Source organism: Nitrososphaerota archaeon (assembly GCA_011605775.1).
Classification (GTDB): domain Archaea; phylum Thermoproteota; class Nitrososphaeria; order Nitrososphaerales; family JAAOZN01; genus JAAOZN01.
Window position 1 is genome coordinate 1 of record JAAOZN010000075.1, and the last position, 21,743, is coordinate 21,743.

General features: G+C 47.7%; 22 protein-coding genes and 2 pseudogenes. 15 read left to right on the top strand and 9 right to left on the bottom strand.

What is annotated here, in order from left to right; genetic code table 11:
* Positions 1–208: 208 nt before the first annotated feature.
* A complete protein-coding gene (locus HA494_06550; protein NHV97429.1) occupies positions 209–1,069 on the top strand; it encodes a branched-chain amino acid ABC transporter permease in 861 nt (286 codons plus the stop codon).
* Positions 1,059–2,006 (top strand): branched-chain amino acid ABC transporter permease, encoded by a 948-nt coding sequence (locus tag HA494_06555; protein NHV97430.1) that lies wholly within the window; start codon positions 1,059–1,061, stop codon positions 2,004–2,006. Before HA494_06550 ends, HA494_06555 begins: the two co-directional genes overlap by 11 nt.
* Here the strand turns inward: HA494_06555 and HA494_06560 are convergent, their stop codons facing one another.
* The 4 genes from HA494_06560 to HA494_06575 are packed head-to-tail and all read right to left on the bottom strand — an operon-like array spanning position 2,007 to position 5,183.
* Complete coding sequence (locus HA494_06560; GenBank protein NHV97431.1) at positions 2,007–2,711, bottom strand: ABC transporter ATP-binding protein; 705 nt, start codon at positions 2,709–2,711, stop codon at positions 2,007–2,009.
* A gap of 1 nt (position 2,712) precedes the next feature.
* The gene (locus tag HA494_06565; GenBank protein NHV97432.1) at positions 2,713–3,432 is read right to left on the bottom strand and encodes an ABC transporter ATP-binding protein; all 720 of its coding nucleotides are present in this window, start codon (positions 3,430–3,432) and stop codon (positions 2,713–2,715) included.
* A 13-nt stretch (positions 3,433–3,445) separates the two neighbouring features.
* The gene (locus HA494_06570; GenBank protein NHV97433.1) at positions 3,446–4,255 is read right to left on the bottom strand and encodes a dihydroorotate dehydrogenase electron transfer subunit; all 810 of its coding nucleotides are present in this window, start codon (positions 4,253–4,255) and stop codon (positions 3,446–3,448) included.
* 19 nt (positions 4,256–4,274) lie between these two features.
* A complete protein-coding gene (locus HA494_06575) occupies positions 4,275–5,183 on the bottom strand; it encodes a dihydroorotate dehydrogenase (GenBank protein NHV97434.1) in 909 nt (302 codons plus the stop codon).
* A 73-nt stretch (positions 5,184–5,256) separates the two neighbouring features.
* Here HA494_06575 and HA494_06580 point away from each other — a divergent pair, with 73 nt between their 5' ends.
* The 4 genes from HA494_06580 to HA494_06595 are packed head-to-tail and all read left to right on the top strand — an operon-like array spanning position 5,257 to position 7,756.
* Positions 5,257–6,450 carry a C/D box methylation guide ribonucleoprotein complex aNOP56 subunit gene (locus HA494_06580; GenBank protein ID NHV97435.1) on the top strand — a complete coding sequence of 398 codons (1,194 nt, stop codon included), beginning with the start codon at positions 5,257–5,259 and terminating at the stop codon, positions 6,448–6,450.
* Complete coding sequence (locus tag HA494_06585) at positions 6,419–7,108, top strand: fibrillarin-like rRNA/tRNA 2'-O-methyltransferase (GenBank protein ID NHV97436.1); 690 nt, start codon at positions 6,419–6,421, stop codon at positions 7,106–7,108. Before HA494_06580 ends, HA494_06585 begins: the two co-directional genes overlap by 32 nt.
* A gap of 49 nt (positions 7,109–7,157) precedes the next feature.
* Complete coding sequence (locus HA494_06590) at positions 7,158–7,544, top strand: CBS domain-containing protein (protein NHV97437.1); 387 nt, start codon at positions 7,158–7,160, stop codon at positions 7,542–7,544.
* A gap of 14 nt (positions 7,545–7,558) precedes the next feature.
* Positions 7,559–7,756 (top strand): hypothetical protein, encoded by a 198-nt coding sequence (locus HA494_06595; protein ID NHV97438.1) that lies wholly within the window; start codon positions 7,559–7,561, stop codon positions 7,754–7,756.
* A gap of 1 nt (position 7,757) precedes the next feature.
* Here HA494_06595 and HA494_06600 read toward each other — a convergent pair whose 3' ends face one another.
* Positions 7,758–8,516: an enoyl-CoA hydratase/isomerase family protein gene (locus HA494_06600; protein NHV97439.1), complete on the bottom strand. Its 759-nt coding sequence runs from the start codon at positions 8,514–8,516 to the stop codon at positions 7,758–7,760.
* 70 nt (positions 8,517–8,586) lie between these two features.
* Here HA494_06600 and HA494_06605 point away from each other — a divergent pair.
* Both HA494_06605 and dinB read left to right on the top strand, forming a co-directional pair.
* Positions 8,587–9,073 (top strand): annotated as a pseudogene (locus HA494_06605) (hypothetical protein).
* Between the two features lie 371 nt (positions 9,074–9,444).
* A complete protein-coding gene (gene dinB, locus HA494_06610) occupies positions 9,445–10,551 on the top strand; it encodes a DNA polymerase IV (protein NHV97440.1) in 1,107 nt (368 codons plus the stop codon).
* On the opposite strand, the gene HA494_06615 is transcribed toward dinB, so the two are convergent.
* Complete coding sequence (locus HA494_06615; GenBank protein NHV97441.1) at positions 10,538–10,963, bottom strand: ferredoxin family protein; 426 nt, start codon at positions 10,961–10,963, stop codon at positions 10,538–10,540. The two genes, dinB and HA494_06615, sit on opposite strands and share 14 nt — an antisense overlap.
* A gap of 158 nt (positions 10,964–11,121) precedes the next feature.
* On the opposite strand from HA494_06615, the gene HA494_06620 reads away from it, so the two are divergent.
* The 5 genes from HA494_06620 to HA494_06640 are packed head-to-tail and all read left to right on the top strand — an operon-like array spanning position 11,122 to position 15,755.
* Positions 11,122–12,501: an FAD-dependent oxidoreductase gene (locus HA494_06620; GenBank protein ID NHV97442.1), complete on the top strand. Its 1,380-nt coding sequence runs from the start codon at positions 11,122–11,124 to the stop codon at positions 12,499–12,501.
* 28 nt (positions 12,502–12,529) lie between these two features.
* A complete protein-coding gene (locus HA494_06625; GenBank protein NHV97443.1) occupies positions 12,530–13,402 on the top strand; it encodes an NAD(P)H-hydrate dehydratase in 873 nt (290 codons plus the stop codon).
* A gap of 6 nt (positions 13,403–13,408) precedes the next feature.
* Positions 13,409–14,113, top strand: coding sequence for a class I SAM-dependent methyltransferase (locus tag HA494_06630; GenBank protein ID NHV97444.1), 705 nt, complete (start codon positions 13,409–13,411; stop codon positions 14,111–14,113).
* Between the two features lie 52 nt (positions 14,114–14,165).
* Positions 14,166–15,551 (top strand): PDZ domain-containing protein, encoded by a 1,386-nt coding sequence (locus HA494_06635; protein NHV97445.1) that lies wholly within the window; start codon positions 14,166–14,168, stop codon positions 15,549–15,551.
* Between the two features lie 60 nt (positions 15,552–15,611).
* Entirely contained in the window at positions 15,612–15,755 is a 144-nt protein-coding gene (locus HA494_06640) for a hypothetical protein (GenBank protein ID NHV97446.1), read from the top strand.
* A 106-nt stretch (positions 15,756–15,861) separates the two neighbouring features.
* On the opposite strand, the gene HA494_06645 is transcribed toward HA494_06640, so the two are convergent.
* Positions 15,862–18,432: a DEAD/DEAH box helicase gene (locus HA494_06645; protein ID NHV97447.1), complete on the bottom strand. Its 2,571-nt coding sequence runs from the start codon at positions 18,430–18,432 to the stop codon at positions 15,862–15,864.
* A 138-nt stretch (positions 18,433–18,570) separates the two neighbouring features.
* Between HA494_06645 and HA494_06650 the strand changes: the two genes are divergently transcribed.
* Positions 18,571–18,765, top strand: coding sequence for a hypothetical protein (locus tag HA494_06650; GenBank protein ID NHV97448.1), 195 nt, complete (start codon positions 18,571–18,573; stop codon positions 18,763–18,765).
* Positions 18,708–19,880 (top strand): annotated as a pseudogene (gene tnpB, locus HA494_06655) (IS200/IS605 family element transposase accessory protein TnpB). The gene HA494_06650 and the pseudogene tnpB overlap by 58 nt, the downstream one beginning before the upstream one ends.
* Before the next feature lie 60 nt (positions 19,881–19,940).
* On the opposite strand, the gene cofE reads toward tnpB, so the two are convergent.
* Positions 19,941–20,687, bottom strand: coding sequence for a coenzyme F420-0:L-glutamate ligase (cofE, locus tag HA494_06660; GenBank protein ID NHV97449.1), 747 nt, complete (start codon positions 20,685–20,687; stop codon positions 19,941–19,943).
* 13 nt (positions 20,688–20,700) lie between these two features.
* Positions 20,701–21,696, bottom strand: coding sequence for a dihydrodipicolinate reductase (locus HA494_06665; GenBank protein ID NHV97450.1), 996 nt, complete (start codon positions 21,694–21,696; stop codon positions 20,701–20,703).
* Between the last annotated feature and the right edge of the window lie 47 nt (positions 21,697–21,743).

A 21,743-nucleotide genomic window follows, 5' to 3' on the forward strand; every position in this document is an offset into this window, starting at 1 on the left:
ACTACTCCTTGAGTTTCGAGCATCCACAGTATCGGGCTGAGAAGCTAGAGGTAAAGTTAGAGAGAAGCACCTATATTGGCTACGTCTTCCTGGAAAAGACCTAAAATTCTCTCAACTTTTAACTTGACGAGAGAGAAAGAGCGCTGATATTATCAAAGGGTTCGAGATAACAAAATTTAAATAACGATTTTGAGGCAATAGAGTTAAAATGCTTGTAGACGCTCTAATCAGTGGCATACTCTTTGGCGGGATTTACGCATTAATAGCAAGTGGTTTTTCCATAGCGCTTAGCTTTACAAGGGTGCTGAATCTGGCGCACGGAGAGATTATGACATTTGCGTCGTACTTTTGCTATTTCCTCTTCAAGTCGTTGGGTATTGATCCATTTCTCTCATTACTTATTATCTTACCGTTATTCTTCTTGGTAGGATTCACATTTTATAGCGGGCTTTCAAGATATTCCAGTAAGGCTAATGTGGAAAGCGTACTTCTCCTGTTTATTGCGATCTCAACTATATTACAGAATCTCGGTCTTCTCTTCTGGTTGTCGACTCAAAGATCCATTACGCTCAGCTACTTTGTAAACCCCATTATCATTCTCGGAATCAATATTTCTCCAATCTACTTGATAGGTGGTCTTGCAGGTTTTGTTACCATTTTGGGGCTACACGTCTTCTTGACGAAGACTAAAAGCGGGTTGGCTATTCGCGCTATTCCACAGGATCCAGAGCTGGCAGCTACAACCGGAATAAACTATTTCCTTATGGGGCGAATAGCATTTGGTCTAGCATTTCTATGCGCTGGGTTAGCTGGAGCAATGGTAGCAGTAATGTTCACTTTTAATCCAACCAGTGGATTAAGCTCACTATTGATAGCTTTGTCGGTTGTTGTGTTAGGTGGTTTAGGTAGTATCTTTGGATGTCTTGTGGGAGGACTAATATTGGGAGTGGTGGGTTCGCTTGCTTCCTATTATTTCGGCTCTGGTGTTCAGTTACTGGTCGGCTACATAATCTTCTTGATCGTTCTCTTGATCAAGCCAAAGGGGTTGTTCGGGCGTTATGTACTCTAAATACGGTAAGGTAAAAGGCGTAACCTTATCAAAGTCGCTACTTTTCCTAGTGATTGGTGTTCTGCTAGTCTTTTTACCTCTTATAATTCCCCCATATTGGGTTGTTTTGCTATTCTTTTACTTTGTCAGATTAACCTTGGCACAAAGCTGGAATCTAGCTGGAGGTTACTGTAATTTAATTAGTTTAGGACAAGGCGCTTTCGCAGGCGTAGGAGCATACACAACTTTCTTACTCTACTTTAATGGAGTACCAGTAGAAGTGGCTTTAGTAGTTGGAGGGGTTATAGCCGCTTGCTTTGCTGCCTTATTATCTAAGCCTCTATTTAGACTGAGGGGGATATACTTTACAATAGGCACATTAGCTCTTGGTGAAATCTTAAAGCTTGTTATAATAAGAGCACCATATCTAGGTGGTAGCTGGGGGTTACACATAACCTCGTTACCAGCTTATTATTCTTCCCTATACCTTTATTATCTGTCGTTAATTTTCAGCGCAGTAGCTTTGGTTGTAATATGGAAGATTACAAGATCCTCGATGGGTTGGGCTTTGAAATGTATACGTAATGATGAGGATAGCAGTGAGTTGGTTGGCATTAACACGTACAAATATAAGGTTTATGCGTTTATGATTCATGCCTTCTTCACCGCACTTATGGGCGGGCTATTAGCACTATATACGCTGCATATAGAGCCTTACACTATCTTCAGCTTATCGCTTTCTATCGAGGCATTAACAATAACCTTTATCGGAGGGAGGGGAACATTCCTTGGGCCGTTTATTGGCACCGCAATTATGACAATGCTTTCACATTACCTTGCTACTTATTATACTCTCCACTTGGTCATAGTAGGGGCTATACTATTAGCGATCATCCTCTTCTATCCTGAGGGGATAATCGGAGGGCTGCAAAGGAAATTTAGATTTAAGGGTCTGTAATTATTGAAGACCGAAGTAAGCTTTTTTAATTTCATCTTCTTTGGCTTCTTCTCGTAATCCTTCCCAGACAATCCGTCCCTTTCTCATTACATATAGTCTGTCACATATATGCAAGGCTCGACGTATGTTTTGATCGACTAATAAAAGCGTGAGACCACGAGATTTTAACTTTTCAATCACCTTATATAATTGAGCGGTAAGTATCGGACTTAGCCCCAACGAAATTTCATCAAATATGCAGAGTTTAGGTCTTAAAATCAAGGAGCGGGCGATGGCAAGCATCTGCTGCTCACCTCCACTTAACGTTCCGGCTAGCTGCTTTTTTCTCTCCTTAAGTATTGGGAAGAGCTCATAGACTTCCTCGAGTGTTTCGCTAAACTTTTCTTTGGCTTCCGGTGTAGTTGCGGCTATCTGTAGGTTTTCTAAAACCGAGAGATAGGGGAAGACCCTCTTACCCTCTAAAAGACAGGCGATGCCTCTCCTTACAATCTCGTGAGCGCTTAGGTTATCTATTCTACTCCCTTGGTATTCAATACTTCCGTCTTTAGGATGTAACAAGCCAATTATAGTTTTAATAGTGGTTGTTTTTCCTGCGGAATTTTGTCCACCTAGGAAGACGATTTCTCCTTGGTTAACTTTAAGGCTGACATCATATAATACTTGTATGGCTCCATAAAAAACATCGATGTTATTGACTACGAGCATCTTATTCACCTATGTACGCTTTAACTACCACCTCGTTTTTCAATACTTCATCCACAGAACCCTCGGCGATCTTCCTACCCTCGTTTAAACAGATAAGCCTCTGACAGCTTTTACTAACAGCATCCATTATATGCTCAACCCAAACTATGGTCATTCCCCACTCTTTGTTTAATCGTTCTATCAGCAATCGCGCGTCCCTCATTTCAAGCTCGCTTACACCTGCTGCTAGCTCGTCCAAGAGCAGCAACTTAGGCTGTGTGTTCAAAGCCCTTGCTAACTCGAGTAGTTTTAATTGAACACCAGTTAGTTTACTTGGCTGCTCCTCTCTTAATTCCCATAACCCTACAAATTGTAGGATCTTCGCCGTATTTTCTATAACCTCACCTTTATCCATTTTACGTCCAAAAATACCGCCCATCATCACGTTTTCAAATATAGTCAAAGTTAAGAAGGGTTTGGGGATTTGGTTGGTTTTAGCGATTCCTAGATGAATTATTTTATGTGGTGCTAATCCGGTTATCCGATTACCTTCAAATACAACGTTACCGCTGGTAGGTGGGTACATGCCTACTATCAGATTTAAGAGAGTTGATTTACCAGAACCATTCGGACCGATCAGCCCAACAATTTCTTTTTCGTTAATCTCGCAGCTGAATTCTTCGAGAGCAACTAGTCCTCCGAACTTCTTGGTTAGACTTTTACATTGTAAGAGAGGAGGCATCGATTTTTCTTATCTAAGCCCCTTTATGTATTTTTCGAAAGGGTAACTCGGTTGGAAAGCCTTTGATCAACCCCGGTTTTAGCGCGGGCTTTCCCCAGATGCTTTCAAAATCCTTCAGCTGTTTTTCGTCGAATACGGGTCCGTCTCTACAGACAAGGTATCTTCCTATGGCGCAGGAGCCGCAGAGGCTTATGCTGCACTTTATGTATCTTTCTAGGCTTGCTTGAATAGGGATTTTGTTGGCTTTTGCTATATAATAGATTTTCTTTATCATCTCTTCTGGTCCGCAGGTGTAGATCTGGTCGAATCTGCTTTCTTTGAGTATGTTGCTTAGTGGGTCTGTTGCCACACCCTTAAACCCTAGGCTTCCATCTTCAGTTACGTAAATCAGTTCTACGCCTTGCTTTTCTAAGCGTCTGGCTCTTGGGAGTAGGGGTATGGTGTCTGCTGTCTGCCCGGCTAAGATTAACGTAACCCTTCTTCCGCTTTCAACGAGCTTTTCAGCCAGAGGCATTAATGGGGCTATACCTGTTCCGCCTCCCACGAGTAGGTTTGAGTAGCCTTTGGTGGCGAAGCCTCTGCCATATGGTCCTCTAACCCAGATTGTTTCACCCGCCTTCTTTTTACAGAGCTTCTCGGTACCTCTGCCTACTGGTCTGACTGTTATGGCTGCTAGTGCGCCGATCTCTGATAGGCTCATGGGGCACTCGTTCTCAGAGGGGACCCAGATCATGACGAACTGACCGGGCTCGGCTTTCGAACATGCTTCGTCTCTGAACCTTATGGTGTAGGTTATATTCGAATCTCTTTCTACCGACTCCACTTTTACCGCCCTTATTCGGTCAATTTTTATGCGCGAGTCCAACTACTTCAGCCACGCTCCTATAGCCTTTTGACTTCAGGTATGATGCTAATCCTTTGCGGATCTTTCTGAAGACCTCTAAGCCCCCGTATGCTACAGCCGAACCTATCTGAAGCGCTGATGCTCCTGCTAGGAGGTATTCTACCGCGTCTCGCCAAGTTGATATGCCGCCTGAGCCTATGATGGGGATCTTTATGCTCTCGTAGATTTCGTAGACACATCTTAGTGAAATGGGTTTGAGCGCTGGTCCTGAGAGCCCGCCCACCTTGTTTGAGAGTATCGGTTGCGCTGCCTCAACATCTATAGCCATAGCTCTGATTGTGTTAGTAGCCGTTATAGCATCAGCTCCAGCCTTTTCAGCGGCCTCTGCTACCTCAACTATGTTAGGTAGGTTCGGTGAGAGTTTGACGAAGATGGGTTTACTAGAAGATTGTTTTACATACCTCACTATCTTCTTGACGAGCTTAGGGTCGTGCCCAACCTCTAAACCCACACCCTTAACGTGAGGACATGATAGGTTCAGCTCATATGCTTTAGCGCAGCTCCCCTCAAACACCTTAGCGAGCTCCCCAAATTTCTGGGCATCTTCCGCAAAGAGGCTTACTACTACCGGTTGATTCTGATCTTTGATCTTCTTAAGCTCCCTTAGGAAGGCTTTAGCGCCCGGGTTCGCTAAGCCTATCGCATTTATGTACCCGCACTCAACAGCTACGATCGTTGGGTTTCGATATCCTTCTCTCGGCTCTAAGCTTATGGACTTGGTCACCACCGCTCCTGCGCCAGACTCCAGAGCCCTCAGGAGGAGTTCTGCTGAATCGCCTAAGATGCCTGAGGCGAGCATAAGCGGGTTCTTCATCCTTAGCCCTCTTAGGTCTACACTCAGGTCCACCGCTGTCTTCAATTAGGCTCAGTGTATCTTTTTAACCACACATGTATAAGGATTATGCGACAAGTGGTTAGAGTTGGAGTCAACTGTTTTGGCTACGGAGGCTGGGTTGGTGCTGGTCGATGAGGGGTTGAAGCCTTTGCTAGCGAGGCCTTATGGTGCTGAGCCCTTTAACGCATATAGGCTACTCCTACTAGGCGAACCGAACACCTCTCTTGAAGAGTTCTTGAAGGAAGCAGCAACCTTGGGGGTTAGTGAGTTCAAGGCTGTGGAGGAGGGTGTGAGGGCTGCTGTAGAGGCGCTTGGCTATAAATGTACTCTGGTAGGGGAGGATGTTGCCGCTAGGCTTAAGGAGAAGAAGCTCGATCTGATCGTTACCTCAGGGTTGGTTGATAGCTCTGCGGAGGCTGAGGAGCTTGTGCGTGAGGCAGCCATCTATTTGGCTGAAGCTAAGATTAGAGAGGCTTCTGCTAAACCGGATCTTCAAGTGATACAATCCATACAGGCGTTAGATGAAGTGGATAAGGCAGCCAACATATTTAACTCACGCTTAAGAGAGTGGTACGGTCTGCACTTCCCAGAGCTCTCAGATATTCTATCTGAGCCGGAGCAATACATCGATTTCATATTGACTGTTGGTCATAGGGATCGTGTAAAGGATTTTGTCAGCGAGTTAAAGCTCGCTGAGAAGAAGGTTAAAGTCATACTTGAGGCCTCAGAGAAGTCAAAGGGCGCTGAAATAAGAGAGGAAGACCTTAGCAGGGTGAGGATGCTCGCTAAAGAGGTCAAGGATCTCCACGCATTAAGAAAGTCACTCCAAAGGCACATAGAGGTGACGATGAGTAAAATAGCACCTAACTTGACCGCTATTGCGGGAGCCACGATAGCCGCGAGGCTTATAGCGAAAGCTGGTGGCTTGGAGAAGTTGGCTAGGTTGCCTGCGAGCACTATACAGGTCTTGGGTGCTGAGAAGGCGCTCTTTAGAGCACTGCGTACGGGTGCGCCTCCACCTAAGCACGGGATAATCTTTCAGCATAAGCTCGTTCATTCAGCCCCTTCTTGGCAGAGGGGTAAGGTGGCTAGGTCTCTTGCTGCGAAGATAGCGTTGGCGGCTAGGGTTGACGCCTATAGGGGTGAGAGGGAAGAAAGGCTTGACACGCAGTTAGAGAAGAGGATAGAGGAGATCAAAGCAAAGTATCCGAAGGCGCCTAAACCATCTAAACAGAAGGGGGCTAAGTATGGGGCTAAGAAGCGGAGAAATAGGAAGTAGGCTGATTAGGTTAGAGGTTGATGGGCAGAGTAGGCTTGCCACTCTAAACCTAGCGCCCGGAGTGAGCGTGTACGGCGAGAAGCTGGTGGTGGTTGGGGGTAAAGAGTACAGGGTATGGGATCCGTTTCGAAGCAAGCTGGCAGCAGCCATACTTAAAGGGCTTAAGGATATAGGTCTAAGGGAAGGGCATAGCGTCCTCTACTTAGGCGCATCTACAGGCACAACCCTCAGCCACGTCTCAGATATAGTTGGTGAGAGGGGTGTGGTCTTTGGTGTAGAGTTCTCGGCTAGAGTTGCTCGAGAGCTGATAGAGCGGGTAGTTAAACATAGGAGGAATGTTGTGCCGATAGTTGCTGATGCTAGGCATCCTAGGCTCTACCCCTCCATATATGGTAAGGTCGATCTGGTTTACTGCGACATAGCCCAACCAGACCAGACGGAGATAGCGGTGGAGAACTGTAGAATCTATCTTAAGAGTGGGGGGAAGCTGCTGCTGGTGGTTAAGTGTAGAAGTATAGATGTAGCGATGGAGCCTACTTTAGTTGTGAAGCAAGAAGCATCGAAGCTCAAGGAGAGCGGTTTCAAGATCAACCAAGTTGTTGAGCTCGAGCCCTTCGACAAAGATCACGCGCTCATATACGCTGAGCCTCAAGAATAGAAAGGTATTAAGGAGGGCTGAAGGAGATCTATGAGAAGGTGAGCTCATGATTAAGGTTAGAGATATCATGGTTTCACCAGTAATAACGGTTGATGTGAACACAAGCGTTGAGGAGGCTTGCAGAATAATGGGTGAAAAGCACATAGGAAGCGTCATCGTAACCGAAGGCGGGAAACCAGCTGGAATCTTCACCGAAAGAGACCTTCTAACCAAGATCCTCTTAAAAGATGTGAAGTTGCTGAAAGAGAGGGTTAAAGAGTTTATGAGCAGCCCCCTTACCGTCATCACCCCGGACTTCGAACTAAGAGAGGCGGCTAGGGTTATGACTCAACTAAAGATTAGGAGACTGCCAGTTGTGCAGGAGGGGCATCTGCTAGGTATCATAACTTCAGCAGACATAACCAGGGCGATAGGGGAGAGCCCCCTCAGCATATAAGAGGTTAGATTCGCTTGAGTAGGAGTGTCAAGCCAGCTAGATGCGTTGAATGCGGTCGCCTCATACCTGAAGAGGAGGCTTCTTGGAGGGTCTGCTCTATGTGTGGTGACAGCATCTGCCTAGAGCACACATACTATATGCGTGTCAAGCGAACTGGACTCTACGACACATACTTCGACGTGGTTAGGGTATGTAAGAGGTGTAAGATCTAGCCTACTTCTTGGATAGGAAGGCTTTTAGACCCTCCTGCGCCTCTGGGCTGCTTATAACTAGGTTGAAAGCTGCGCGCTCTAGTGTTTGAAGCGTCTCTCTATCGGAGTCTAGAGATCTGTTTACGGCTTGCTTTATGAGGCGGAGTGCAAAGCCACTCTTAGAAGCCAGCTTAGTAGCTAGCTCCATAGCAGCCTCCTCGAGCTTCTCATTGGGTACAACTTGGTTCACAAGTCCAGCCTCATACGCGCGTTTGGCGTCCCACCTATCCCCTGTGTAGAGGAGCTCTTTAGCTCGCCTCAACCCTATTATACGAGCCAACCTAATGGTCGAGCCCCCGCCGGGCATAAGACCTCGATTAATGTGCTCATCGCCAAAGATCGCCTGCTCAGAAGCGACGACTAGATCGCAGCAGAGGGTCAACTCAAGCCCCCCAGCTAGAGCATAGCCATTCACAGCAGCGATCACAGGCTTATCTAAACACTCAATCTTAAAGAAGACTTCATCAAGCATCTGAATATAATCAAAGATCCTATTCTGCTGTGCCTGCGCCATAAACTTCAGATCGGCGCCAGCGCAGAACGCTCTACCGGAGCCAGTCAACACAACAACCTTTATCTGCTGATCTTGCTCAACATCATCTAACGCCTGCTTTAATTCGTTGAGTAAGGTTGGGCTCAGGGCATTCAGAGCCTCCGGCCTATTTAATGTAATCTTTGCAATAGGTGCCTTCTTCTCTAAAATGATCTGAGTGAAAGGCATATACCTTCACGTCACCAACCCTTCTCTTAAAGTTTTTGTAGCTAGGGTGCCGCTTAACAGTTGATGGGGCGTGGTTTCAATAGCGCTTCCCAAAAAGATTGAGGAGAGGTCGAAAGAGGAGGCTGAGAGGACTGGTGCCTCAGAGGAGGAGCTTATTGTTGAAGCGCTAGCGAAGGCGTTCAATGAAAACCTTGACCCAGAGGTAAGAATCGAGATCCACCTAAAACTTTCAGAAAAATTCCTGAAGGAGGCGGAAGAACTTTTGAGAAAAGGCGATCTCACCCAGGCATCAGAGAAGGCTTGGGGGGGCTGCTTCTCAAATCGTAAAGGCTTTCGCTGCAAAAGAGGGGAGGGAGCTTAGAAGCCACGGAGAGCTACACCAACAAGTCGCCAAGATCGACAGACAAGCTAAGGGTGAGGGGATAAGGTCGCTTTGGCAGTCTGCTGGTATGCTTCATCAGAACTTCTATGAAAACTGGCTTCCTCAGGAGATGGTCAAAGCTAACATTGAGGATGTGAAGAAGTTTGTGGAGAAGATGAAGATGCTTCTAAAATGATTAAAGCACTTAAAGCTGGCTTTCGTAAAGATAGTTTGTTTCTCCGCCTTGAATAGTAGAGGCGAGCTTCTCCTCGACTGAAGTTGGGAGCTTCCAGCGTTTGGAGTAGGCTTTGCGCCTGTCTCCTCATCTGCTGGTTCGGGGGTCTCACAGCTCCCCCATCCCATAGAGCTCGTTACCCTATGGGCTAAACTTCCATTTCACCTCGCCACGTAGGCTCATAGGTCATCGCAACATGCTCAAATATCCCTCATCTTTTCATCTATTTAAACCTAGCCCATTCATCCCGAGCTAAAGATCTAGGTTTTCTGGGAACCCGTCTTTATGAAGGGTTCAACTCTAATATATGTGGGGATCTTGATCTGATGGTGATGGTTGAGCGGGTAATAATGGAGGTGGATCTGGACTACTTTTATGCTCAGTGTGAAGAAGTTAGAAACCCCGCTCTTAAAGATAGACCCGTGGTTGTCTGTATCTACTCTGGGCGTGGGGGTGATAGTGGTGCTGTCACCACAGCGAACTATGTTGCTAGAAGGTATGGTGTGCGCTCCGGTATGTCTATTGTAAGGGCTAAGCGGCTTCTCCAAGGCGTTGATGCGGTCTTTCTCAAAGCAGACCTAGACTACTACGATGAGGTCTCCCGGAGGGTAATGAACATACTCAGAGGCTACGCTGATGTATTCGAGGAGGTTAGTGTTGATGAGGCCTACCTTGATGTAACAGATAGGGTTAGAGGGGATTATGAGGAAGCTAAGCGGCTCGCTCTAAAGATCAAAGATGAGATCAAACGGGTTGAAAAACTAACCTGCTCAATAGGCATAGGGCCAAATAAGGTCATAGCGAAGATAGCTTCAGACTACCAGAAGCCAGATGGGCTTACGGTAGTAAGACCTGAGGAGGCTGCTGGGTTCATAGCGAAGATGGATGTCGATAAGCTCCCGGGTGTGGGCGCTAAGACGAAGAAGTTGCTTGATGAAATGGGTGTGAAGACCATAGGCGACCTCGCTAAGCAAGACCCTCAGAAGCTCGTCTCAATCTTCGGGATGAAGATTGGAAACTACCTTTACAATGCTGCAAACGGTAGAGACGATGAGCCTGTAAAGGAGAGGACCGAACCCACTCAGTTCAGTAGGATCATAACTTTGAAGCAAGATGCCCAGACGGTGAATGAGGCTGAGGGGTATATAGATGAAATCTGCCGAGACCTCTACGCTAAGGTTTCCTCTCAGGGCTACGCCTTTAAGAGCGTTGGTGTGTTCTGTGTAAGCGACGCTCTATCAACATATTCACGCAGCGAGACATATGAGCATCCTCTCGACGGATATGATAATCTGAAGAGCGTTTCTATCGCGCTCTTAGCTAGGCTGCTTGAAGAGGAGAAGATAAAGATCAGGAGGGTGGGTGTTAGGGTTTCTGATCTCGTCAAGAAGCGCGGTCAGAGGACGCTCTATGAATACCTAACCTCTACGGCTGAGTGATCTTTATCGCTTGAACGGGGCACTGAGTTTCACAAGCCAAGCAGAAGATGCAGTCCTGCTCCCTCACCGGGTCAGACTTATCTGTCCTATATTTTTCGTGCAACTCACCTTCAAGAGGCCACTTATCCTTCCCTGTACCAGCCTGACCCTCGTTTAGAGCCCACTCAAAGACGTTGACTGGGCAAACATCCATGCAGATGCCGTCGGCGATGCAGCAGTCCCAGTCTACAGCCACCTGTGTGCCGTGTATGCCCAGCTTTGTGGGGTAGGGTTTGCCGTCTCCATCCAACCGCTGCTTGCCTTCAGCCCTCACCTTATGCCCCTTATGCTCACCTGTGATCGGATATTCATCAACCTTCTTCAGAAAATCCGCATCTATGGGTTTGGGTTTAAAGTCAACCTCCCTTACCAAGGCGCATCAAGTAGGATGTGCCGGCGCAGATGTAAATATTTTTCTGCTAAGATATTAGGATAAGGTGTGTAGTTTTTGCTACCCGCTCTCCTCAATTAACACCTTGCTATGGTAAACGCTTATATTCTGTCAAAAGGTTGGTCTGTCAAGGGAAGCCGGTGCCGAAAGAGAAGTATGATGTAATCATAGTTGGCGCAAGCCCAGCTGGCATATTCGCTGCATTGGAGTTAACGAGGAAGTCAGATCTAAGCGTGCTTATAATCGACAAAGGGAAGGACATCTCCCAGCGCCAACACCAAGGTGAGTCTCTAATAAGCGGGTGGGGTGGAGCCGGAGCTTTCAGTGACGGTAAACTCAACTTCTCCACAACGTCAGGTGGGTGGTTGAGGGAGTATGTTGGGGTTGAGCGGCTGAAGCAGCTAATGGATGAAGTTGATAAGATCTACCTTGAATTCGGCGCATCCAATCAGGTATATGGAGTTGACCTTGACGAGATAGCGCATATCGTGAGAAAAGCAGCCTTCGCAGGTTTGAAGCTGATACCGTTTAGAATACGCCATCTGGGTTCAGACATGGCGCCGCTCATACTACAGAGGATGAAGAAGGCTCTGGAAGAGAGGGCGGAGATTAGGCTTGAAACCGAAGTGACGAAGATATTGACCTCAAACGATGTTGTGAGCGGTGTTGAGTTAAGGAGCGGCGAAAAGATCTACGCTGAGCACGTTATCGTAGCAGCTGGAAGAGCTGGTGCGAGCTGGCTTAGGCAGGAAGCAGCTAGGCTTGGGATAAAGCTGATGGCAAACCCAGTTGATATAGGGGTGAGGGTTGAGGTTCCAGCAGCTATTATGCAAGAGATAACCGATGTCCTCTATGAGCCCAAGTTCCTCTTCTACTCCAAATCCTTTGACGATAGAGTGAGGACGTTCTGCGTCTGCCCAAATGGGTTTGTGGTGCCTGAGTATACAGATGACTTGGTTACTGTGAATGGGCATAGCTACTTGAATAAGAAGAGTGATAACACGAACTTCGCCCTCCTTGTCAGCACCAAGTTCACCGAGCCTTTCAATGACCCTATAGCGTACGGCAAGTATATAGCTAAATTAGCAAACCTTCTGGTAGGTGGGGTTATGGTTCAGAGGCTGGCTGACTTAGATGAGGGTAGAAGGTCGACACCAGAGAGGCTGGCGAAGAGCATAGTCGAGCCAACATACAAAGACGCTAAGCCAGGTGATCTGAGCTTCGTATTACCCGCAAGGTACCTTATAGGCATAAAGGAGATGCTTCAGGCGCTGGATAAAGTCACACCAGGGGTCTACAGCAAACACACCCTACTCTACGGGGTTGAGGTTAAGTTCTATTCGTCGAGGTTAGAGCTGAGTAACTGCTTAGAAACCAGGATAAAGAACCTCTTCGCTATTGGGGATGGTGCTGGGATTACACGCGGCTTGGTCCAAGCCTCAGCCTCAGGTCTGATAGCTGCTAGAGAGATCCTAGCTAGGAAGGGCATAGACGCTGAGAAAAAGAGCGTAGGTATTTAAACCCCGCACCTCTAGAGATGCGTAAGCGATGCCAGAAGAGTTAGCTACGGTAGAGACCTCTGATGAGATAGTATACTTAGCATACAGGGCTAGACGCAGGAATTCGAGGAAAGGTGAGAATGGTAGGGTTCTTGTGGTCGGTGGGAGCTACCTATACCACGGAGCACCCCTACTTTCAGCGCTAGGGGCATCTAAGGTCGGTGTGGATCTGGTCTACTTGGCCGTGCCGAATGTGATAGCAGCGCCGATCAGAGCCTACTCACCTACATTCATAGTCCTACCGCTGCCAGACGCTAAACTCACAGTTGGCTGCGTGAACAGGCTTCTGAAGTGGCTTCCTGAGGTGGACGCTGCGGTAGTAGGCCCGGGTTTAGGTAAACAGAAGACTGATGGTATGAAGAAGCTGGTTAGAGAACTTGCTCTTAAAGGTGTGAAGGTCGTGTTAGACGCTGATGCCCTAAGAGTAGAAGTGACTCAAGAGGTAGCTGGTAAGCCAAGCGTGCTCACCCCGCACCAAGGAGAGTTCAAAAGGGTCTTCAGCAAAGAGCTTGATGAGAAGCTGGAGAGCAGAGCCACAGCGCTAAAGGAGGCAGCCGCGCAAGCTAAGACAACGATCCTCCTAAAGGGTGCCGTAGACATAATCTCAGATGGAACTAGAGTAGCGTTCAACAGAACTGGTACACCAGCCATGACCGTAGGAGGTACGGGTGACGTTTTGGCGGGTGTGGTTGCCGCCTTCCTCGCTTTGGGCGCTGAGCCTTTTGCAGCGGCTGCTGCTGGCGCATATATTAACGGTTTGGCCGGTGAGGCTGCTGAGAAGGAGCTTGGTCTACATATAACTGCTGTTGATGTGGCTGGGAAGATACCTTATGTGTTGAAGCGCTTTGACCGAGTAGGCTGAATACCGTTGCCTAGCTATGGGCTCGGTTCACTCTGGAGCAGAATAGAGGATGCGCTCAGAGGGCTGATACCAGTCTACGACAAGGTAAATAGAGTGATCTCTTTAGGCCAAGACCTCAGGCTGAGGCGCCTAGCTGTGGCTAAAGCGATTAAGGGTAGGGATCTTTTAGTACTTGATGCTGGCTGCGGACCCGGTACGATGAGCAAAACAATCCTCGACTTAACAGATTGCGTGAAGCAGATCATACTCCTCGACCCCCTTAAAGAGATGCTTAAGCAGTCTAAACATAGGTTGGGTGATGAGAGGTGTGCGTTTGTGCAAGCGATCTTCGAACACCTGCCTTTCAAAGCCGGCTTATTCGATGCTTCTGTCAGCGCTTTTGCACTCAGAGATGCCTTTGATCTAACCAGAGCGCTCACCGAACTCAGCCGTGTAGTTAAGTGTGGTGGGGTTATGCTGATCTTGGATCTAGGTAAGCCCAGCAGTAGGCTGCTTCAAGCTGCCATTGGAGTTTATTGGCGGATCTTGGCGCCGCTCTTAGCTTCAGCCTACATAGGCAAAGAAGGGCTAATCTATAGGCTACTTTACCACACGTACCTCAAGCTACCAACTAACGCTCATCTAAAGGAGATGGTTGGGAGGCTTTTTACACGAATCGAGTTGGAGGAGAGGATGATGGGTGGAGTGATTATACTCTTGGCTGTGAAGTAGCATCGTCACCATCTTTTTAACCCTTATAAGCTTGGTTCAGCATAGTGGTCTTATGCTTGGCAGAACAGCCTCAGCAGCTGCGGTGATCTCAGTTGTTGCTTTAGTTTTAGCTGCTATAAGTGGGTACTTCGTAAACTTACAGGAGAAGAGAGCCGAGGACCTTAACGCTGATGTGGCTGATCTACGATATAGGTTGCAAAACATAGAGGCTAAGGTTCAGAACCTATCTCAGAGCGCTTCTCAGCTATCGAATCAGATGAATCAGCTAGCGAACACAAATGTTAGGTTGCTGAGTGAGATAGCAGCGCTCAACCAAAGCGTGCCGACACAGACTCTCGTTGAGATAATTTCAGCCCTAAACCAGTCGCTAACATCAAAGCTGGATATGCTGAACCAGAGCTTAACAGCGTTGAAGGAGAGGGTTGCTGAGACCGAGCTGAACGTCTCACAATTAAACTCAACCATAACGGCGATGAATAAGGAACTAGCTACTATAAGTAGACAGACGCCTGGTAGGGTTTATGAGAAGGTCTACAAGTCGGTTGTGGTTATAAGGACATCGCTGGGGCAGGGCTCAGGCTTCGTATATGGTGAGAACCTGATCTTAACGAATTGGCATGTGGTAGAGGGAGTTAACGAAGCTGATATTCAATTCTATGATCAGACGAGAACCGCTGCTGCTGTCTTAGCGACAGACCCGTACTCTGATGTGGCTGTGCTGAAGATCGATAGGAAGCCGGCTGATGCTCTTCCTCTAAAACTAGGGAACTCTTCAGCGATATGGATAGGGGAGACTGTAGTAGCCGTAGGTAACCCACTTGGGTTGACAGGCAGCCTCTCAGTAGGTGTGATAAGCCAAGTCAATAGGCTCCTAGACCTTGAACCGATCATAGTACCAGTCCTACAGCTCGACATAACCATAGCGCCGGGCAGCTCAGGCGGCCCGCTTCTGAACTTAGATGGTGAGGTTATCGGCATAACTAACGCAGGCACATCCGTAGGCTTTAGCTTCGCCATACCCTCAAACATGGTTAAGAGGGTAGCCTCAGACCTCATATCAAAGGGCTATTACCAGCACCCCTACTTCGGCTTCTCCGCGATAACACTAACCCCTGAAATCATTAAAAGGTATAACATACTGGATGTTGATCCCTATCAGAACGGGCTCATGGTAATAAAGGTTGAACGTAACACCCCTGCTGAGAAGGCTGGATTAAGGGCTGCGACGCTAGTAAGAACGCTTACAGGCTCTGCATATAAGCCTGGTGATATAATATTGGCTATCGACGGTAGGCGGACATACACTAACGAAGATTGGTTTGCATACGTTTCTCTGAACGTTTCACCCAACCAGAAGGTTGTTTTGACCATACTCAGGGAGGGAAAGACCATCAACTTAGAGATTATACCTACTGCCAGACAACCTTACCAAGGCTAACATTAATCCTACAGCTTAAATACCTAATCTACTCGATACCTTGCCTAGAGGTCTTAAGAGTTGCCGCAAGCATACTGCGTAAAATGCAGAAAGAAGGTTGAAATAAAGGACCCCAAACCCACCACACTCAAGAACAACAAGCCAGCAATCGTAGGCGTATGCCCGAACTGCGGAACCAAAGTATTCAGAATCGGAAAGGCTTAGAGGGGAGACCTAACCCCCTCACCTTACCTTTTTCTCACCCAGTAAGGGGGCTAGCAGACCTGCTACATCATTAAAAATTACCTTTCAGCATTCTAGAGAGGGCTGATTAAACTATTGGTTTCTCCGCAACCCCCTCTTCGATCTTTATAATCGTCCTCACACCTTCTCTCATCTTTTTCAAGACTTCTATGGCTCCTCTTTTCAGCAGAAATTCGTTGTTGTTGCCGCATCTGTAGGAGTAGGTGCATCTTGGGCAGCCTGTCTCCGACTCGCACCTACACCCCTCCACTATTTCTAAAGCGCTTCTATGCGCCTCCTCGAATCTATCGTATAGGGCTTTTGTAGCCCCGTTTCCTCCTACAGCACCATCGTAGATGTAGATCAGCCCGGTCGCACCTAGGCTTATGCCTCCCATGTCTTCTGCCGCACCCCCTGTTATTGGGTTGGTCGCTTCTATCATCAGATGCTCTGTGGCGTGGAAGCTGCTCATCAAAGCGTACTCCTTCTGCTCAGCATATCTTTGGAGGGTTTGGTCTGGGGTCGGTGCTTTGAAGACTATGCCTTTTGTGCTGAATCTGTAGGTTACTGGCTGCTGGAGGAGCACCGGCTTACCTTTAGCTGTTGGGTTGTTGATGTCCACATTCACATACCCTATCACCTTCTTCTCTATCTCCAACTCAACCCGCTTAACCTCCATACCATAGACTCTTTTCGACTCGATCTCGCTCAATATTCTCGGCCACTCCTCCTTAAGCGGTCTTGTGAAGTACGGGTAGTTGTGGGGCAAAGTTTCGAGCTCAGCGTAGCTTCTAGCACCATCTATCTTCAGAACCTTGCTGCGGTATCTTACACCCGCGTGCAGATAGACCGCTTCCGGGTGAAGCTCATCTAATGCTTGAGGTAGAGACCTCTCACCAATCCTCCTACCGTTAAAGAGTATTGTAACATTCTCACCACTCCCTCTTATGTTATATGCTGCTAAGATCCTTCTGGCTACAGCGATGTCTGGCTTAAGTAGATCCTTGAATCTGCGGAGCAGACCTTTTGAGGCAAGGTTATCTATTATCTGCTCATATCCTTGAAACTCGTCTCTGCTGATTGGTTTGTCTAAGGCTGCTGCTAAGATCTGCTTCTCAGCAACCGACGGGTTGTAGGGATCTGCGTAAGCCTGCTCTATGTTCTTAAAGTATTCTTCGGGGTGGTTTCTATAGTATTGGCTTATGGGGTCGTTATCTCTTAGGAGTAGGAAGATGAGCGCCTCTTGCCCTCTTCTACCAGCCCTACCAGCCCTCTGTATCAACCGATTCACAGGTACTAGATCTGAGACCACCGCATCAACAGAGCCTATATCCAAGCCTAGTTCTAGTGTGGGTGTTGCTGAGATCGCTTTGATCGTGCCTTTTCTGAAGCCATCCTCAACCTTCCTCCTCCACTCCTCTGGTAATCCGGCTCTATGCACAGCGATATCTACGCCCTCCCGCTTAGCGTAGTAAGCATTCAACTCAGCACCAAGGTGTGAGCTCGAGAAGATCAGGGGCTTATACCCCGCCTTAAACAGCCTCTTAATGGTATCCACTACCAGCGCTCGGTGGCTTCGCAGAGTGGGGAACAAGATTGTGAAGTGTAGTATGCCGTGCCTGCCCTCATCCTCTTGGATCACCCTAAATCTTCGCCCAAAGAGCGTATTGCAGAACTCAGCCGGATTCGCTACGGTAGCCGAAGCAGCTATTATCTGAAGCCTACCTGCAAGCCGCTCAAGCCTCTTCACTATAAAGTGGACGTTTGAGCCGAATGTACCCTTATACACGTGCACCTCATCAACCACCAGCATCCTCACCGTATGGAGCAGCCGGCTGAACGCAGTTCTATGTAGTAGATGGTGGTGTATGGTGTCGAAGTTGGTCAGCACGATGTGAGGGGGCTCAAGTAGAATGCGCTCCCTATCCCTTCTAGGAGTATCCCCGTCAAAAACGTCCACACCAACACCAACCGATTCAGCCAACATTCTAATCTTATGCAGCTGGTCACGTGCAAGCGCCTTGGTTGGGTAGATGAAGAGGGCTTTGATCTTCGGCTGCTCTACACGTAGCCCACCAAACTTGCTACTATATGTTGAGAGCGTAGTCAACACAGGTAGGGTAAAAGCCTCTGTCTTACCGCTACCAGTAGGTGCCACGATCACAACATCCTCACCATTGAGTATGTGCTTGATGGCCTCTTCTTGGAAGCTGTAGAGGTGCTCTACACCCATCATCTCCAGCGTCTTCACAAGTGGTTGTGGTAGGTTGAGGGAAGAGGGTGCACTACCTGGCTTAGGCTTAGCTTCCTCTATAACATTATAAGCTACAACATAGTCTTGCTTAGATGTTAAAGCGTCGTAAACTACAGCCGGGATGCTGTACCCTTTCTTCTCCACATCACCTATTATACGCCGAATCTCCTCCCTCTTGCGGATAAAACCCTCCTCCTCTAAGAGATCTTCAAGAGGCTTCTTCACATCTATCTTCCCTGTGTCGTAGGCTAAGAGCATCTGCAGATACTCTTCATCCTCACCCCTACCTCTGCTTTCGAGTATGTGTTTTAACTCACATTTCTTGCAGTAGAATAGCGCTCTACCATCGTAGGTTCGCTTCACCTCAAGCCTAGATCCACATCTTGGACACCGATACTTCTGCACACAATCTTTACTCACAGGCTTTTAATAAAAGCCTTATCTCCACCTCCTCCTTACACAAAGAATTGAAAGCCTTGGCTTCAAGGCTTAGGCTTCTTTGTCCTGACAGGAGAGATCTCATCTAGGGGCGTCGGGCGGATATTGAAAGTTGATGAGCTAGCGAAGCTGGGCCTAGATGCTAGACAGAATTTCAAACAGAGAATTGAAATAAGCTTCGTCACCCTTTTTATACTCCCCGAGGAGGTTCTGCTGTGCAGGCGTAGCTTCGGGGATGTTTCATGCAGAAGGATGTTCAGATATGTGTGGTTGGGAAGGTTTTCAAGCCTAATAGAGTGAAGGTTTTAGCCTTAAACAGAGCCCTCAGCAGCTACTTTGGGCTTGTGAAGTGGTATCTCCACTTCAACTCTAGGTCCAAGAGTTTTCTGCACGAGAACTGCTATGCGACAGCTAAAGAGCTCTTCGATCTCAACACAGCTTTAATCCAAACTGCGAGGGACAAGGTTGTTGAAATCTTGCAGAGCTTCGCAAAAAACAAGAAAGAGGGCAGCGTTTTAAGGCTCAAGAGGATATCCATACGCTTCGATAGGAGATGCTACAGCTTCTCTAAGACGACAAACGTTCTAACGCCGTACTGGCTGACGCTAAGCCTGAACAGAAAGGAGAGGGTCAGCCTGCCGATAGTCTTCGGAGAAAGGCAGAAACAAAGGATTGAGGAAGCTTTCAGAGGAGAGTGGCGATTCACGACAGTTGAAATGGTTAAACGTGGTGGAGATTGGTATGCTCATTTCGTTCTTAAGAAGGCTGTCGAAGTTCCCGATGAAACCGAGACCGTGATAGCGGTGGATAGAGGTGAGCACAATCTAGCCGTTGCAGTAGCCATATCAAAGAACAACCCGAATAAGCCCAAAAAGGGTCGGTTCTGGAGAGGCGAGGAGATCAAGAGGATAAGAGGGCTCTATGGGCATATCAGAAGGAGGCTTCAGGAAAAGAGGCTTCTGAAGAAGGTTAAGGAGCTTAGGGGAGAGGAGAGGCGCAAAGTAAACCAGCAACTACACATCATAGCCAACCAGATAGTCGCCTACGCTAAACAGTTCCCCAAGCCGATAATAGTGATGGAAAACTTGAACGGAATAAGGGGTATCTTCAAGAAGTCTGAGAAGCTAAATAGAAGATTCCACAGCCTACCGTTTAGAAAGCTACAAACCATCATAGAATACAAGGCTCTCCACGAAGGAATAGAAGTCAGATACCTAACGAAGAAGGAGACAAAAAATACTTCGAAGACATGCCACAGATGCGGGTATGTTACCCAAGTTAGGGGCAGAATCTTTAGGTGTCCAAAATGTGGAATCGAGTATGACAGAGACTTGAACGCTTGTGTTAACATAGCCCATAGGGTAACGAGCTCTATGGGATGGGGGAGCTGTGAGCCCCCCGAACCAGCAGATGAGGAGACAGGCGCAAAGCCCACTCTAAAGGCTGGAAGCCTCGCCCCTTTAGGGCGGGGCAGCTCACTTGAATAAGTCTTCCTTTAGCGGCCTTATAAGATACTTAGCGCCAACAAACCCAACCTCGTATTCATACCCTCTTATAAGAGCAGCTGGGCACATCTTCGTCTTACCCATCACGAGCTCAGCGGCTGAAGCGAGCTCATCAGCGACCGCTATCTCAGTGACCTTCAACACCTTTCCAAATGTGTCTGGTTTGCCTCTGTAATCTAGGATAGGGTTAAGCCCATAAACACCTATGGCGAACTGAACCTGCCCTCTGCGCCAAGCTCTCCCATATGTGTCGGTTATTATTACTGCTGGCTTAACACCAGTCCTAGCCTCTATCTGCTCAGCTATCTTCTCAGCTGAGCGGTCTGGGTCTTTAGGTAGGAGGGCTGCGTATCCTTCAGGCACATTTGACTGGTCTACTCCAGCGTTTGCGCAGACTATCCCAAGCTTTGTTCTCGTTATTATTATGCCACGCTCAACTCTCAAGACCATCCTACTCTCTTTTAGAATCAGCTCCACGATTCTAGGGTCTTTATTCAAGCGCCTTGCTAACCTCACCGCTTTCGGTGAAGGCTTTACACCATCGAGTTTAACGAGCCTACCCTCAGCCTTTGAAACCGCTTTCGAGGTGACTACAATTATATCGCCCTTCAAGATGGCTAGATTGTTCTTCGCTAACGCTTCAGCCAAAGCTTCACCTAACCTAACACCCTTTCTGATTTCGCCTAACCCAGTTATAGGGTAGATGGAGACGGTCATCTCCCTTACCGTCCTACTTGTAGTGTAGGGGTTGCAGATCCCTCATGGTCTTAAGCCCTGGTTTAGTCTTTAGCAGTGGCCAGATAGAGTTCACTACGATGGCTGCTGTCGCCATATCTCCTTGTATGGCTGGCTTTATCATCTGATTAACCTCTGGTTTGCCTCTAATGTGTATGCGGTCATACTCCTCTTCTGCTCCGATGTAGGCTTTGAAGAGCAGGGTTATGCGCGCTCCCCCATCCACATATCCTCGTGCTATCTGTTGAAGCCCAGCAACCCTACCAGCTGGTACGGTGTAGTAGGGGCTGCTTACCTGCTTAGATGCTAATATTGGTGTGGGTTGCTCAGCCTCTATACGCTGAAGCCTCCAACCTAAGGCGTCACATATCATCGCTATGGATTCCTCAAGCCCAACGTGCCCAGATATCTCTTTCCCCACGATCTTAGATGCGAACTCTTCTTCACTAAGCGCTACACCGATCTTTCTCTGAAAGGCTTGTCTTCGGTGTGAAGCGTCGATAACACGCTCCACAACTATGCTCTCAACTTCTTGGCAAACTGTTGTGAGGAGTGTGACTAAGGTATCCATTAAGAAGCCTGGGTTTATCCCTGTGCCGAGTATGCGGACCCTGTTCTTCTTCGCCAAGTGGTCGAGGTTCTTCGCTAAATCAGGGTGCTTATAGAATGGGTAAGATAACTCCTCGCAAGTTGAGATTACGTTTGCCCCCTCTTTTACACATTCCACTATCTGCTCATACACATCTTGCAGATAGGAGGAGGTTGCGTGTAGAATCAGATCAGGTTTAGATTCTTTAAGAGCCCTACGATAATCTGAAACGACTTTAACACCCGTCACCCCAGACCCTAAGATGACTCCGAGGTCTTCACCAACGTGTCTCACTAGATCTGATGCGCCCACTATCTTCAATCCGCTCTTCTTCGATGCGAGTTTAGCGATCTCTAACCCTATAGCACCTAACCCGATCTGAAGAAACCTTAACTCCTTCAACCCACTTTAGCCTAAGGCGCTCTCTATTTAGGGCTATCTTCCTTAAT

What these genes read in the sequence shown, in the direction of transcription:
- HA494_06550 (NHV97429.1), top strand. Translation starts at nt 209, where the DNA reads ATGCTTGTAGACGCTCTAATCAGTGGCATACTCTTTGGCGGGATTTAC.
- HA494_06555 (NHV97430.1), top strand. Translation starts at nt 1,059, where the DNA reads ATGTACTCTAAATACGGTAAGGTAAAAGGCGTAACCTTATCAAAGTCG.
- HA494_06560 (NHV97431.1), bottom strand. Translation starts at nt 2,711, where the DNA reads ATGCTCGTAGTCAATAACATCGATGTTTTTTATGGAGCCATACAAGTA.
- HA494_06565 (NHV97432.1), bottom strand. Translation starts at nt 3,432, where the DNA reads ATGCCTCCTCTCTTACAATGTAAAAGTCTAACCAAGAAGTTCGGAGGA.
- HA494_06585 (NHV97436.1), top strand. Translation starts at nt 6,419, where the DNA reads ATGGGGCTAAGAAGCGGAGAAATAGGAAGTAGGCTGATTAGGTTAGAG.
- HA494_06600 (NHV97439.1), bottom strand. Translation starts at nt 8,516, where the DNA reads ATGCCTTTCACTCAGATCATTTTAGAGAAGAAGGCACCTATTGCAAAG.
- dinB (NHV97440.1), top strand. Translation starts at nt 9,445, where the DNA reads ATGGTTGAGCGGGTAATAATGGAGGTGGATCTGGACTACTTTTATGCT.
- HA494_06625 (NHV97443.1), top strand. Translation starts at nt 12,530, where the DNA reads ATGCCAGAAGAGTTAGCTACGGTAGAGACCTCTGATGAGATAGTATAC.
- HA494_06635 (NHV97445.1), top strand. Translation starts at nt 14,166, where the DNA reads ATGCTTGGCAGAACAGCCTCAGCAGCTGCGGTGATCTCAGTTGTTGCT.
- cofE (NHV97449.1), bottom strand. Translation starts at nt 20,687, where the DNA reads ATGACCGTCTCCATCTACCCTATAACTGGGTTAGGCGAAATCAGAAAG.